The organism is Alteromonas sp. (genome assembly GCF_984505615.1).
Window position 1 is genome coordinate 305,618 of record NZ_CFHOXV010000001.1, and the last position, 15,115, is coordinate 320,732.

Below are 15,115 nucleotides of genomic sequence, written 5' to 3' on the forward strand. Positions count from 1 at the left end.
ATTTATTGACACATAAAATTTTTGTTGTTTAAATCGCTTAACTAATTGTTTACATGCTGAGGAATGACCGTGCAAAAACGCGCGCCACTGGTTTCTAAAGAAACGCTTGTCCCATTCATTTTGCTCACCATCTGCTTTGCAGCCTGGGGCGTTGCCGCCAACATGACGGACCCGCTGGTAAAGGTATTCAGTAAAATATTTACCATGTCGTCATTACAGTCTGCACTGGTGCAGTTCGCCTATTACGGCGCTTACTTTTGTCTGGCAATTCCCGCAGCATTCATTAACAAACGATTTTCCTACAAAACAGGTGTGTTAACAGGCCTTGGCTGTGCTGCCACCGGTGCGTTCCTGTTCTACCCCGCCAGCCAGACCATGACTTACGGCTTCTTTCTGGCGGCTCTGTTTGTTCTTGCCGGCGGTCTGTCGATTCTGGAAACCTCTGCCAACCCTTATGTTATGGCCATGGGATGCGAAAAAAGCGCTACCCGCCGCTTAAACCTTGCCCAGGCGTTTAACCCAGTGGGTACAAACTTAGGGGTTTTCCTGGCAGCAACCCTTATTTTACCCAACCTGAATCAGGCTTCAGCGGAAGAGCGGGCGGCTATGTCGGTTGCAGAATTAAAATCGGTGATTGGCGCTGAGCTCGACGCCGTTATGTTGCCTTACGTAGGCATGGCCTGCGTACTGGTGCTGGTATGGATTGCCATTGCATGTATTAAAACGCCGGTGAACGAGTCCACAGAATCCCGCAGTGAAAATGTGCAGCTGGGCGCATCACTGAAACGTTTGCTGGGTAACCGTCACTATCGTTTAGGTGTGCTGGCTCAGTTCTTTAATGTCGGCGCGCAAACCTGTGTATGGACTTTCACAATCCAGTACGCCATGAAAGCCGTGGGCGGTAACGAAGTAGATGGCGGACAAATTCTGCAGTACAGCATGATTGTGTTTCTGATCTCCCGTTTTGTGATGACCTGGCTGATGCAGTTCCTTTATCCTGCCCGCCTGCTGATGATCATGTCACTAGTCGCCGCAGGCCTGTGTATCATCATGACTCAGTCACCGGATTTCATCGGCGTCATTTCACTGGTATCAATCTCTGCCTGTTTGTCTTTAATGTTCCCGACGATTTACGGTATCGCACTGGACGGACTGGGCGAAGACACCAAACTGGGCGCTGCTGGCCTGGTCATGGCTATCCTCGGCGGTGCAATTCTGCCGCTGTTCCAGGCTGCACTTATTGATTCATCCGGTATCGTTGTGTCATATATCGTTCCTGCTATCTGCTTCCTGCTGGTCGCCGGATACGGATTGTTCGATATCAAGTCACACCCTACACGGGTTGCCCACTCCGACGGTTCTGAAAAAGTTGCGTCAGACGATCAGTTAATGGCGAAGTAGCTGGTTCAGGTGATTAATAAAGGTATGTAGAAAGGCGACAGTTGTCGCCTTTTTTTGCGGGCAATTTTCGATAAATAATGCATGTGTGGACTCTTTTTCACATAATGTACTACACTGTAATACAGTATCTTCGGAGTTAACTTATGAGTATTACGAGTGTCCGTCTCAATGACGATATAGAGAAACCACTGGATTCTCTTGCGAAAAAGCTGGATCGAAGTAAGAGCTACCTTATCAATCAGGCGGTGAGAGAGTTCATTGCCAGGCAAGCTGTTGATGACGCCCGATGGGAAGAAACTCTGGAAGCAATAGAGTCAATCAACAGGGGGGAGCTGATTGACGATTCAGAAGTAAATGCATGGCTCAACAGCTGGGGGTCAGACAAACTGAAGAAAACGCCTTCAATATGAAACTTCAGTATACGCCGCAAGCGGTGGATGATTTGAAGCGTTTACACGACTTTGTTGTATTAAAAAGCCCGTTAGCTGCAAGAAAAATTGCAATTGAAATTCAGGACGCAGCGGAACGGCTAAAGCACTTTCCGGAAATAGGCTTACCGGTTCTGGCAAGCCCTACGCCAGAATGTTTCAGAGATCTCTATATTGGCAATTACACGATTCGCTACCAAATAAAATCGTCCGGACTCATCTACATTCTGCGGATCTGGCATAACAAAGAAACCGAAAAAGATGCATAAGTAAGAAAGCGGACTGATGTTCTTCTTGTCCGCATCCCAACTACTTATGGCTTCATGTGCCGGCATTACATCAACCGGTTAACCCCTGACAACAGCGCTTTAATCGCGGCCGTGATGATATTGCTGTCGCTGGCACAGCCGAAGGTGGAATCAGCCCCTTCCAATTTTACTTCGATGTAGCACACGGCTTTTACGCCTGCGCCCTCACCCACTGCGTGCTCGTGGTAGTCTGCCACTTCTACTTTTTTATTCAGGAAAGTGCTGAGGGCATTGGCCGCCGCTTCAACCGGACCGTTACCGGTGCCCTCTATAGTGTAAACTTCGTTATTCAGGGCAAATTGAATACTCACCGATTGCTCCCCGCTTGCCACCGACGTAATGGTGCTGCCGGTATAGGCGAAAGGCGTTGTGGCATCGAAATATTCCTGCTCAAAGACTTCTTTCATCCGTTTTGCCGACATTTCTTTACCGGTGCTGTCGTTTTCACGCTGCACGGTGCGGCTGAATTCGATTTGCAGTTTTCGCGGCAGTTGCAGATTCGCTTCCTGTTCCAGCAAGAAGGCCACGCCTCCTTTACCGGACTGGCTGTTTACGCGGACAACCGCTTCAAATCCGCGCCCCACATCTGCCGGATCGATGGGTAAATAAGGCACACGCCAGCGGCCGTCTTTATTCTGTACCGCCATCCCTTTTTTTATAGCGTCCTGATGTGAACCGGAAAAAGCGGTGTAAACCAGTTCGCCGGCATAAGGATGACGGGGATGCACAGGCAACTGATTACACTCTTCCACCAGCTTGCGAACCTGATCGATATCAGAGAAATCCAGTTCCGGTGACACGCCCTGGGAATACATGTTCATTGCCAGAGTCACAATATCCACATTGCCGGTGCGTTCGCCATTGCCGAACAGGCAGCCTTCGATACGGTCAGCTCCCGCCATTAATGCCAGTTCAGCTGCAGCCACAGCAGTCCCCCGATCGTTATGCGGGTGCACACTTAACACAATACAATCCCGCTGATTCAGGTTGCGGTGCATCCACTCAATCTGGTCGGCATAGGTATTCGGCGTATTCATTTCCACCGTCGCCGGTAAATTAATAATGATTTTGTTCTCAATGGTCGGCTGCCAGATATTCACCACCTCATCCACGACCTCTTTAACAAAGTCGATTTCGGTACTGGAAAACACCTCAGGAGAATACTGATAAGTCCAGTTCACTTCCGGTGCGCCGGCGGTGAGTTCCTTCACCCAGCGGGTACCGGTCAGAGCGATATCTTTCACCCCTGCTTTATCAGTGTTGTACACAATCTCACGAAAATCCGGCGCAAGGGGATTGTACATGTGCAAAATAGCATGGCGGGCGCCCCGTAAGCTTTCAACAGTACGCTCAATCAATTCATAGCGGGCCTGAGTCAGCACTTCTATGGTGACGTCATCTGGAATATGGTTGCCTTCAATCAGTAGCCTGACGAATTGAAAGTCGATATCTGATGCCGATGGAAAACCCACTTCGATTTGTTTAAAACCAATAGACACCAATTTTTTGAAGAAACGCAATTTGGTTTCAATCGACATCGGGTCGATAAGCGCCTGATTCCCATCGCGGAGGTCTGTACTCATCCAGACAGGTGCCTGTGTAATGGCTTTATTTGGCCACTGACGTTCAGGTAAAGATACGCCAATGAATCGCTGATATTTGGTGTGAGGATGAGTAAGCATGAAACGAAGACTCCGGGATGAATAACGGTTCACGTAGTGTACGCGATATCTGTTGGCAGAGGATTGCTATCACTTGCTTACTTCATACCACTAAAGCAATAATATAGCTCAAATTATAATTTCAATAACTTTTAATGCCAGGCAGGAGAGAGAAAGTGGAATTAGACAAGACTGACAGACAAATACTGGAAACGTTGCAAAAACACGGTCGTATCTCAAATCAGGAACTGGCTGAAGCCGTTAACCTTTCTCCTTCCCCCTGCCTGAGGCGGGTAAAGCAACTGGAAGACAGCGGCTTTATTGACGGCTATGTAGCGCTGGTTAATGCACGAAAATTGGGACTGACCCTGGTGTCGTTCATTCAGATCGTCATGGACAAGCACACCCCTGAGCGATTCGAGAAGTTCGATAATGCTATTGCCACCTTTCCTGAAGTACTCGAAAGCCATTTGATCACCGGTCAGTCTGCAGATTATCTGTTAAAAGTCATCGTAAAAGACATGGATGACTTCCAGCAGTTCCTGCTTAATAAACTCACCCGAGTTGAAGGTGTCAGCGGCGTGCATTCCTCTTTTGTGCTGAAATCCCCCAGGAAAAGTACAGCTGTGCCAGTGTAAGGGTGACTTTATCGTTTGAGCTGCCCTGGCGGTCAAAAGGCCGTTACCTATTCACTGATCCCGTAAACAAAAACGGCGCAGATTTCACACCTGCGCCGTTTTCAGTTATCGCCTTTTATCGCTTTAATTAAAAGCGGTAGCTCACGCTGAAGGTGGCGTTACGGGGTAAAATGTAACGGCCGTTAGGTGATGACGGGTTGCGCGGGTCGCCCTCTGTCAGCCCCTCTTCGTCGGTGAGGTTTTGCACGTTCAGTTGCAGCTCCAGATCTTCAGACAGGAACACGTTCCAGCCTAAATCAATTTGCTCATAACCTTCCAGCACAACGGTGTTACCGTTATCACCGAAGCGGTCATCAACAGCAAAGATAGTTGCGTAAACCGTGGATTCAACATCACCCAGCATGAAGTCGTAGCTTGGAGTCAAACGCACCTGCCAGCCCGGCTGACGTTGCGCTTCGTTACCCTGATTTGTCGGGCTCGCTGTGATTTCGGTTTCCTGCATCGTCGCATTAACTGTTACAGAGAAGCCGTTGTCAGCATAGTAAGCAACGTCTAATTCAACACCGTAAGCTTCGTTGGTCAGCACTTCTGCCGGCGCGCCGGGACGTGCAACAAAGGTATCCCCTTCAACTTCGTTGAAGAAACCTGTGGCATACAAGCTGAAGCTCTGGCTGGCCATTTTGTAACCCAGCTCATACTGAGTAACTTGCTGGATCAGATCTTCGCCTGATGTGTACGCGCCATAGTTATCACGAAAATCATCGAAGTAAGGCATTTTGAAGCCTTCACTTGCACGGAAGAATACGCCTTTGTTCTTTTCAAACTGCCAGTTTGCACCCGCAGTCCATGCGATATCACTTTTGCTGTAATCAACCGCTTTGCTGACAACGCCGGTCAGGCCTTCATCAACGGTGTACTGCACTTCGTGTTTTTCACTGCGCACACCCACATCAACGGTTAAGTCTTCTGTCAGTTTGTAATCTACTGCCGCGTAGAATGCATCGGATGAGCCGTCACCTGTTGCATTGATATCATAGTTCCAGCTACAGCTGTCGGCGTTGTCGTTACAATCGATACCGGTGAGCATTTCACCGCCATTACCCACTACGTAGTAAGACTGATTACCGATAGACCACCAGTCGTCAGAAGAGAATGAACTGGTGAAGTAACCGAAAGTAAATTTACCCTGGTCGAAAGCCTTACCAAACGTCAGATCGTTAGACAGACCTTCAATCTCTTTCAATACAACCCAGCTACCGAACATTTGTACATCAGTATCGCCTGCGTACTCTGTGCCGGTTACCACACCGGTTGCCGACTCACCGTTATCAGCAACAGTAGCCAGCTTCACTGCGCCACCTTCAGGCACCAGGCCGTACGTGTTTGCATCGCCTTTGGTGTAGCCGAATTTGTCAGCCAGGGTCCAGCCGTTGCCTAAATCCAGTTGCAGATTACCGCCGGTAACTGAGCCTTTCCAGCCACGACCTTTACCCAGGTCGACATTCATGACTTCGCCATCTGCGCCCACCTGAATTTGAGACTGACGGTTCAGCGTACCTAATTGTACGTAAGAGTTATCCACGCCCTGCGCATTCAAAGCACTTGGCAGATACCAGATACCGTGATCATCGGTCACGCGGGTAAACACTGAAAACTTACCGTTATCCAGTTCTTTTGTGATATTCAGGGTAAATTGCTTGCCGTCTTCAGTGTCGAAACCCGTGTCACGGATCCCCGGCGAGGTATACACATAGCCGCCCGCCATGAAATAAAGATCTTCAGCCAGTTCACCACTTACCAGGCCGTCTACACGCTTCAGGTTGTAATCTGAACCTGTGTATTTGATAAGACCTTCGGTTTCTTCTGAGCCTTCTTTCAGTAAGAAGTTAGATGTCAGGCCGGGCTGACCGTTTGACAACACCGAGTTAGGACCACCACGCAACGCATCCATAAACGAAATGGTTTCATCCATTCTAAAAAGCGAGGAGTTCTCAAGGAAACTCAATGTTGGCGGTGTAAAAACAGGCACACCTTGCAATTGAAGGGTAACGAATGGGGCATCACCACCTCCCGGAAATCCCCGGACGAAAATGTTCGCACCAGACTGACCGCCTGATGATTCCGCCCAAACACCCGGTACGGCTTTGAAAATATCAGCTGTACTCTTAGGGGCAAGTCGTTTGATATCTTCTTCAGACATATTGGTGATTGCAAAACTGGTGTCTACTTTACGGGTAGGGGTGCCGCCGGGGACACCTGTTACAACAATACGTTCTACTTCGCTGTTACCGGTGTTTGTGTTTTCTGTCTCTTGCTGGGCAAACGCGGCTGAGGTAAAGCCGAGTGCGCCAACAACTGCTAAAAACAAAGGAGATAGAGAGGTTTTCATGCTCAGTGTCCTGTTAATTATCGTTATACGTACAGGGCGAATTTCGACACCCTGCCATCTTTCGGGAACAAAATACGAAAAAATGCAATCGATTGCAAAGATAATTTTCAATAGTTGCGCATTTTTTTATCATTGCATTTACAAGAATCACATTTTGAGCGGTCTCCGGGGGTTTGCTGTGAGGTAGGCAATTTGCGTAAAAAAGGCTATAGTCCGGCCCATGTCCACCTGTTGTTAGTCGTGTTTTGAAATCTGAGCGTAACCTTACATTGTCTGATCTGGCCCGTATTGCAGGGGTTTCCACCTCCACCGCGTCGCGGGCACTGAACGATAACCCGGTGATTAAACAATCCACCCGGGAGCGCATTCAGGCGCTGGCAAAAGAGCATAATTTCAGCATCAACGCTGCCGCCAGCCGGTTACGCACCCAACGCACCAATGTGGTTGCCGTTATTCTCAACCTCATAGAACACACAGAACAAAGCATCAATGACCCTTTCCTGCTCAAGGTTGTGGGCGATCTGAATCAGGCTTTGAATGACAAAGGCTACGAGTTACTGTTGTCGAACTCATTCATGGCGACAGACGACTGGTATAACTACTTTATCAACAGCCGCCGGGCTGACGGCCTGATTGTGGTAGGCCAGGGGAAAAGCGAACAGAAAGCCATAGATGCCGCTAAAGCCGGTGCGCCGCTGGTAGTCTGGGGCGACCCCAACAGCCAGTCAGGCTATCCCATCATTGGCAGTAATAACCGCCTGGGCGGTAAGTTAGCCACGCAGCATCTTATTGAAAGTGGTCACAAGCGCCTCGTGTTTTTAGGCGATACCGGTCACGCAGAGATGGGCGAACGCTACGCGGGTTATGTTGAAGCTCACAACGAAGCCGGTCTGGAGCACGATACAGCACTTATCTTTCCCATCGATCTCACCAGTCAGGCTGCCTACAACAAAATCAATGAAACCATCTTACAGCATGGCCTTAATTTTGACGGCATTGTGGCGTGTAGTGACATGGTTGCCCTTGGTGCACTCAAAGCACTGAAAGAGCGCTATATCGCTATCCCGGGCGAAGTAGGCATTGTTGGTTTTGATGATATTGCCATGGCAGAACTGCTTCATCCGGCGCTGACGACCATCCGCCAGAACACCCGTGAAGCCGCCAGTGTGATGGTGACACAACTGCTAAATCAGCTTAACGGTAAGCCGGCTTTTTCAGAAGTTATCGATATTGAACTGATTGTTCGCAAGTCCGCATCATAAATTCTCTTTTAATTTAACCAGTTAGCGCTGTACACCTGCATCCCGGCTGACTGAACTTTGGTTTAATATTGCCCTCAGCGCAAATGCAAACGATTGCAAACAAAAAATTCACAAGCTAGACTATAATCGGTTTTATTAACGAGAATTAAACAAATGCCACGCCTGCTAACGATAACCGCCATTGCAGCAAGTTACTTTGTCTTCGCTATTCTGCTTAACAGCGTGGGTACTGTGATCTTGCAATCTATTAATACCTTCGGGATTTCCAAGCCTGAAGCTGCAACACTGGAAGGGTTTAAAGATTTAACCATCGCATTTGTTTCCTTCCTGGTGGCTTCGTTTATTCCCCGGATTGGTTACAAGCTGGCAATGATGGCCGGATTGCTGCTGGTGTCAGTGGCCTGCCTGCTGACCCCGGTCACCGGTGAGTTTATTGCTGTCAAACTGCTGTTTGCCAGTATCGGCGCAGCGTTTGCACTGGTAAAAGTGTCGGTTTACGCCCTGGTGGGTTTGCTCTCTCACGATACCCGCTCCCACTCTTCTCTGCTGAATACCATCGAAGGCATATTTATGATGGGCGTGCTAAGCGGATACTGGATTTTCAGTGCCTTTGTTGATCCGCTCAATCCCTCATCGGCAAGCTGGATGGAGGTGTACTACTGGCTGACAGGATTACTTGTGATCACATTTTTACTGGTGCTGTTTTCGCCCCTGCCGGCGCCGGATGCCGCTCATAAAGAGCAATCTGCTGCGGCGGCTTTTACCGGTATGATCAAACTTGCCTGGCAGCCCCTGGTGATCATTTTTGTATTTTCGATTTTCCTGTATGTATTGATTGAACAGGGGATCGGCAGCTGGTTACCCACCTTCAACAATGAAGTGCTGCACCTTCCGGTAGATATCAGCGTGCAGATCACCAGCTTATTCGCTTTGTCTATTGCACTGGGCCGCCTGTTAGCAGGCCAGGCACTGCGTTTCATCAACTGGTTTCCCTTTTTACTTGGCTGTGCGGTATTCATGGCAGTTCTGATTTTGATCACATTGCCGCTGGCTCAGGGTCATCAGAATGATGCGGTTTCATCACTGTTCGATGCGCCGGTTGCGGCTTTCATGCTTCCTCTCATCGGCTTACTGATGGCGCCCCTCTACCCCATTTTAAATTCAGTGATGCTGAGCGCGTTGGACACCCATAAACAAGCCGCCATGACCGGTCTTATTGTTGTCTTTTCTGCACTGGGCGGTACAACCGGCTCTCTGATCACCGGCTATCTGTTTGAACATGCCGGCGGTCAGCAGGCGTTCTATATGCTGCTTGTCCCTATAGCCGGCATCATTGCTTCAATTTTTCTGTTTCGTCAGATCTCATCAAGAGATCAGACGGCCATCGCTTCGTGTTAAAGGATACCTATGGAAGTTTCAGCGTATCTTGCAAAAAGCCACCAGCTTTTCTCAAGTCAATTATTTCATCAAGTGCAAATGGCAGGACTGTTTGCTGACAGCAAAACCTTTGCCGATGCAGTGCCCAAACAGCCTGTAGAGGCTGTGCTTGCGGCATTTGAAGCACAGCAACCCGCAGATGATGACGCGCTGCGTGCATTTGTAGATGCACATTTTGATTTACCGGAGCAGGCAAAAGAGCCGGATGTACAGTCGGATGATGTAAATACCTATATTGAAAAACTGTGGCCACAACTTACAAGACCCGGTGGCGGGGTGACGGAAGGCTCTTTGCTGCCCCTTCCCTGCCCGTACCTGGTCCCGGGAGGCCGCTTCCGTGAAATCTATTATTGGGACAGTTACTTTACTGCATTGGGACTGATGGAATCCGGCCATGTGGAACTGGTGCGTAATATGGTGAATAACTTTATCGCCTTGCAGCAAAACGTGGGATTAATCCCCAACGGCAGCCGCACCTATTACAACAGCCGCTCTCAACCGCCAGTGCTGGCTCTGATGGTCAGGCAGCTGGCAGGAGTAGCCGGTGACGATGCCGATTTGAATGCATTTTATTTGCAGGCATTGAAACGGGAACACGCTTTCTGGATGAACGGGTACGAGGACATCAGCGACGCTACCACTGCCATCCAGCGGGTGGTTCGCATGCCTGACGGCGAATTGCTGAACCGTTTCTGGGACGACAGTGCCACGCCCCGGCCGGAATCCTACCGTGAAGATGTTGAAGCGGCAGCCAATATGGACGATGAAGAAGCCTGCGCATTCTATCGTAATATCCGCGCAGCCTGTGAGTCGGGCTGGGATTTCAGTTCCCGCTGGCTGGCCGATCCACAGCACCTGCTCACCATCCAGACCACCGACATTGTGCCGGTAGATTTAAATTCTCTGATGGTCATCCTCGAACAGAGCATTGCCTCACTCAGCCGGCAGGTTAACGGCGGGCAATGTCAGGAAGCGCAGTTATGGGAAGAGGTTGCAGAGGCACGGGCAACGGCGGTCAACAAGTATTGCTGGCAGCCGGACGCCGGTGTATATGTTGATTTCAATCATAAACTCAGTGTGCAATCAACGGTACACGCTTTATCAACCGTTTTACCGTTGTTTGCCGGTATTGCGGACAAACATCAGGCGGCTGCAGTCGCCGGTGTGCTGGAGACGCGGTTTCTTAAAAATGGCGGACTGGTCACCTCTTTATGTGAAACCCGTCAGCAGTGGGATGCACCGAACGGCTGGGCGCCGCTTCAGTGGTTTGCGGTACAGGGATTACAGTCATATGAACATAATAAGTTAGCCGGTGAAGTGATGTCCCGCTGGTTAAATACGGTGGATACCTATTACAAAGCCAACCATACGCTGATGGAGAAATACAATGTGGAAGACATTGCCACCTCTGCCAGCGGCGGCGAATACGAAGTACAACATGGTTTCGGCTGGACCAATGGTGTAACGCAGGTTTTTGCCAAAGCGCTGCGCACCGGCACGCCTGCCAGCTCTGCTTTGTAAAAGCATTTGCATTACCCCGCATTGCCCGTTAAGGTTGCCACAACAATCAACGGGCAATGCTTCAGTGTTAACGTGATCCCTCATTAGTTAGCGTCTCTGAAGCCGGACCATGTGTCTGTCCCCCTGCTCCTGTCATACTTTTCACTATTACACCCTCACAGGGTGACTCCGGAGTTTTTATGAAAGTACAATCTGTTGCCGCTCTGGCTGCACTGGGATTTATGTTATCGGCCCCTGTTCATGCTGCATCATCATTGCAGGATTTAAAGAAGGTGCTTACGAAGCCGGAAACCACAGAATCCGCAACGGCCAGTGCATCTGAGTCAGTAGATTTATCAGGTTTAATCAGCTCAGTCAGCAGCAATTTAGGTGTAACTGAAGCGCAATCGGAAGGCGGACTGGCTTCTCTGTTTAATTATGTGAAAGGGAACCTTTCTGGTACGGATTACAGTGAACTTGCCGGCAACATTCCCGGCCTGGAAGGCTTATTATCCAGCGTACCGGAAACATCCGGTTCTTCATCTTCAAAGTCTGATGCCTTGTCCGGCTTGCTGAATAAGGCGTCTGAATACAGCAGTACGGCGAAATCTATCAACGATCTGAAGCAGCAGTTTGAAGCACTGGGCCTGACGCCGGAAATGATCAGCAGCTTTGTCTCTCAGGCCAGCAGCTATTTCAAGAGTGAAAATAACACCGAAACCCAGTCTATTTTCCAATCAGGACTGGATAATTTGCTCTCCGCCCTTTAGGGTAAAACCTCTCATTCATGCAGAGCAGACCGGCAACATCATGGTTGCGGTTCTGCCTGCCGGCTTCTCATTTAATAGTTAATCATGCATTCAAAGAACCGGATCTCTTCTTTCAGCCGTAAACCCCTGTGGCTTCGTCTCTCCGTTTACTTTCTGTTAATTTATCTCATTTACGCGCTGCTGGCGGGCGTTGTATTACCTGCGGTACTGAAGGCCACCGTGCCGGATAAACTCACTGACATGCTGGGGCGGGAAGTCACCGTTAAAGACATCTCAGTGAACCCGTTTTTATTGCGGGCTGAAGTCAGTGACTTCAGCATAAAAGAAGCTGAGCGCAACGAAAACTTCTTTGCCTTTCAGGCGCTGACCGTCGATCTGGGTTTCTGGCAAACGCTGACCAGCTTTACGCCCACTGTTGAAAATATTGCCTTGCATGCACCCTACGTGCAATTGCATCGCTTAACTGGCGGAGAAAATACACGGCTGAACGTCTCTGACATCATGGACACGCTGGCAAAGAATGCGCAACCGGAAGAGCCTGAAAGAGCCCCGGAGGAACAGGCTGGTATTCCACACATCAGGCTGAATCATTTTACACTGCAAAATGGCCACATTTTACTTAGCGACGCAGTCACCGGTGCCCGGCTGGATTACCCTGAGCTGGATATCACGCTTACCGGACTGGACACGCTGGCAACTATCACTGAACAGTCCGGCAAATCAGCAGACAGCCCCGAAGCAAAAAGCAGCGAAACCGGAAGCAGTGAAACTGACAACGCTTACGCCTTTCAGCTAAACACGGCAGGGGGCGGCAAAGTCAATCTTAAGGGTGACTTTCAGCTTTCACCGCTGGTGTTTAACAGTGATATCCGTTTGTCGGACATTGCACTGGCCCCCCTGTGGCCACTTTCGAACGACATAATAGATGTTGAACTGATAGACGGCCGTGTTGACCTGGCGCTGGCGTTTTCCTTATTTGAGGACAACGCGTCACTGAATGTGACCGTGAAAGACGGCAGCTTCGGATTACACTCTCTTACCCTTGCCCGTCAGGACGAGCCGAAGATTACCGTACCGGAACTTGCCGTTGACGGCATAGAGGCAAGCCTTGCGGATAAATCTATCAGCGTTGATAAGATTGCTGTAGCAGACATGCAGGTAAATGCCCTGTTCGACGATGATGGCCTGGATTTACAGCGCTATCTTTTACCAAATACGGCGCCTTCTACGGGTAGCACACCGCCGGCAACGTCAACGCAGGCATCCGGCTCCGCCGGCAGTAGCTCTGCCCACACGCCGGCCAGCGAGGAAGAATCAGGCTGGCATGTTGTATTAAATGCCTTTGAATTTACCGGCGGTGAAGTCGCACTGAACGAGAAAGCCATTGCTGACAATATGTTCTGGCGGATTTTCAATATAAACCTGACAACAGGTCCGGTTGATAGTCAATTTACCTCACCGGTTCATTACAACTTAGCGTTGTCCACCAGCGGCAACCCAGAGGGTTTTGCTACTGAAGCCACCGGCACGTTACGATCTGAAGGCGACATCGATGTGACGGCACAGCAGGTAAAAGGTGCACTGACGCTGGAAGATTTTCTTCTTTCGCCGCTGCAACAATATATCTCAACTTATGCGAATGTGGTAATGGAAAGCGGACGCCTCAGCACGCAGTCCAGTTTCACTGCTGACGCATCAGGCACAGCAGACGTAAACGCTTCTGTCAGTCTTGCTGACCTTGCCATTCTGGACAACCAAAAGAAAGCACCATTGCTTAAATGGCAGGCCCTTGATGTCGCCAATCTTGCGTTCAATACAACGGCGAATACATTGAGCATTGATAATGTGATGCTGCGTGAGCCGTTTGCAAAGCTGGTTATTGACGAAAACAAACACACCAATATCAGCGATATTATTGTGAGCCGCCCTCCGGCTACAGACGACTCCGGCGCTGCAGGCAATCAGGCTGTGCAGGAAGAATCTGCGCAGGTAGAGGGTACAGAAAACAAGGAAGGCGACACACCAGAGAAAACAGCAGATGAAAAATCACAGCTGGCTATAACGGTTGATCAGATCAGCATTGAGAACGGTAACGCCTACTTTGCCGATAACTCACTGACGCCCCGCTTTGCGTCAGGAATAGAATCGTTAAACGGTACTGTCAGCCAGCTGGATTCAGCATCAGGAAAAGCGGCTGCCGTAGATATAGCGGGCAAAATCGATAACTATGCGCCGGTATCCCTCAAAGGCAGCATAGACCCGTTCAGCGACGCCCTGAACCTTGATTTGATGTTCTCGGTAAGCGGTGCTGAGCTGACTTCAGTGAACCCGTATTCCGGCACCTACATGGGGTATTACATTGATAAAGGGCTGCTGTCGCTGGATGTACAATATAAGCTTCAGGGTGATGCGCTGGAAGGCGATAACCACGTGGTCATCGACCAGCTTACTCTTGGTCAGAAAAGTGATTCTGAGCAAGCCCTCAGCCTTCCTCTCGGGCTTGCTGTCGCGCTGTTACAGGACCGCAACGGTGTGATTGATTTAGGCCTGGAAGTCTCCGGTGATGTGGACAGCCCGGACTTCAGCTTTGGCTCGATTATCCTGAACGCCATTGGCAACCTCATCACCAAAGCCGTAACCGCTCCCTTCTCTTTCCTTGCCAACTTAGTGGGCAGTGACGATACCCTCAATGAGGTAACATTTGCTGCCGGTAGCAGCGACCTCGATGATGAAGCCACAGCCACGTTAACCACTCTGGCAAAAGCGCTGAAAAAGCGTCCCGGCCTGCGATTGAATATTGAAGGAACAGTGAATGCAGTAGCCGACGCTGGCGAACTGGCAGAAAAAGCTCTGCAAGAACGTTTAATGACGTTATCCGGTTCCGACGCACTACCGGCGAACCTGACTGCCAGCAGTTATCCCGTCGAAGGCCCGCTATCTGATGCACTCAAACAGGCGTTTACGGAGACATTGGGGATCACCGTGGAAGAAGAACGGGCTAAAATCATCGCTCAGCTTACGCCGTCAACGAACGAAAAAGGTGACTCTGAGCAAACGGAACAGGCACCTCCGGAAATAGACGAAACACGGGTTCAACGGGCATTGCATATTGCCATGTACAACTCTCTGCGTAGCAATATCGACATTCCCCCGGGCCAGCTGGCAGCACTGGCAGACAGGCGCGCAAAAGCAGTAAAACGTTACCTGATTAACGATGCCGCCATAGATGCCAACCGCCTGTTCCAGTTAAACAGCCGGCACCATCTGCAGGAAGATGTGAGTGGCGCAACGCTTACGCTGGAAGCGGATTAAAGGCGTCGC

11 protein-coding genes are annotated in these 15,115 nt (G+C 49.8%); 9 read left to right on the plus strand and 2 right to left on the minus strand.

All coding sequences use genetic code 11. The features are described 5' to 3' along the window. The first annotated feature begins 69 nt into the window (after window positions 1-69). From fucP to AC4PME_RS01255, 3 genes are all read left to right on the plus strand, one after another. A complete protein-coding gene (fucP, locus tag AC4PME_RS01245) occupies window positions 70-1,401 on the plus strand; it encodes an L-fucose:H+ symporter permease (protein ID WP_490709955.1) in 1,332 nt (443 codons plus the stop codon). A gap of 143 nt (window positions 1,402-1,544) precedes the next feature. Continuing rightward, the gene (locus AC4PME_RS01250; RefSeq protein ID WP_490709954.1) at window positions 1,545-1,811 is read left to right on the plus strand and encodes a CopG family ribbon-helix-helix protein; all 267 of its coding nucleotides are present in this window, start codon (window positions 1,545-1,547) and stop codon (window positions 1,809-1,811) included. Next, window positions 1,760-2,098, plus strand: a complete 339-nt coding sequence (locus AC4PME_RS01255; protein ID WP_490709953.1) for a type II toxin-antitoxin system RelE/ParE family toxin — start codon at window positions 1,760-1,762, stop codon at window positions 2,096-2,098. The genes AC4PME_RS01250 and AC4PME_RS01255 overlap by 52 nt, the downstream gene beginning before the upstream one ends. A 65-nt stretch (window positions 2,099-2,163) precedes the next feature. Here the strand turns inward: AC4PME_RS01255 and leuA are convergent, their stop codons facing one another. Further along, complete coding sequence (gene leuA, locus AC4PME_RS01260; protein WP_491044460.1) at window positions 2,164-3,819, minus strand: 2-isopropylmalate synthase; 1,656 nt, start codon at window positions 3,817-3,819, stop codon at window positions 2,164-2,166. A gap of 155 nt (window positions 3,820-3,974) precedes the next feature. Here leuA and AC4PME_RS01265 point away from each other — a divergent pair, with 155 nt between their 5' ends. Further along, complete coding sequence (locus AC4PME_RS01265) at window positions 3,975-4,436, plus strand: Lrp/AsnC family transcriptional regulator (RefSeq protein WP_119502445.1); 462 nt, start codon at window positions 3,975-3,977, stop codon at window positions 4,434-4,436. Between the two features lie 127 nt (window positions 4,437-4,563). On the opposite strand, the gene AC4PME_RS01270 is transcribed toward AC4PME_RS01265, so the two are convergent. Further along, window positions 4,564-6,825, minus strand: coding sequence for a TonB-dependent receptor (locus AC4PME_RS01270; RefSeq protein ID WP_491044459.1), 2,262 nt, complete (start codon window positions 6,823-6,825; stop codon window positions 4,564-4,566). A gap of 245 nt (window positions 6,826-7,070) precedes the next feature. Here AC4PME_RS01270 and AC4PME_RS01275 point away from each other — a divergent pair, with 245 nt between their 5' ends. From AC4PME_RS01275 to AC4PME_RS01295, 5 genes are all read left to right on the plus strand, one after another. Further along, on the plus strand, window positions 7,071-8,087 hold the full coding sequence (locus AC4PME_RS01275; RefSeq protein WP_119502447.1) for a LacI family DNA-binding transcriptional regulator: 1,017 nt from the start codon (window positions 7,071-7,073) through the stop codon (window positions 8,085-8,087). A 153-nt stretch (window positions 8,088-8,240) separates the two neighbouring features. Beyond that, a complete protein-coding gene (locus tag AC4PME_RS01280) occupies window positions 8,241-9,485 on the plus strand; it encodes an MFS transporter (RefSeq protein ID WP_491044458.1) in 1,245 nt (414 codons plus the stop codon). 9 nt (window positions 9,486-9,494) lie between these two features. Then, window positions 9,495-11,045 carry an alpha,alpha-trehalase TreF gene (gene treF / locus AC4PME_RS01285; RefSeq protein WP_490709949.1) on the plus strand — a complete coding sequence of 517 codons (1,551 nt, stop codon included), beginning with the start codon at window positions 9,495-9,497 and terminating at the stop codon, window positions 11,043-11,045. 179 nt (window positions 11,046-11,224) lie between these two features. Next, window positions 11,225-11,794 carry a DUF2780 domain-containing protein gene (locus AC4PME_RS01290; protein WP_349589043.1) on the plus strand — a complete coding sequence of 190 codons (570 nt, stop codon included), beginning with the start codon at window positions 11,225-11,227 and terminating at the stop codon, window positions 11,792-11,794. A gap of 84 nt (window positions 11,795-11,878) precedes the next feature. After that, on the plus strand, window positions 11,879-15,106 hold the full coding sequence (locus AC4PME_RS01295) for a DUF748 domain-containing protein (RefSeq protein WP_491044457.1): 3,228 nt from the start codon (window positions 11,879-11,881) through the stop codon (window positions 15,104-15,106). Window positions 15,107-15,115: the final 9 nt, after the last annotated feature.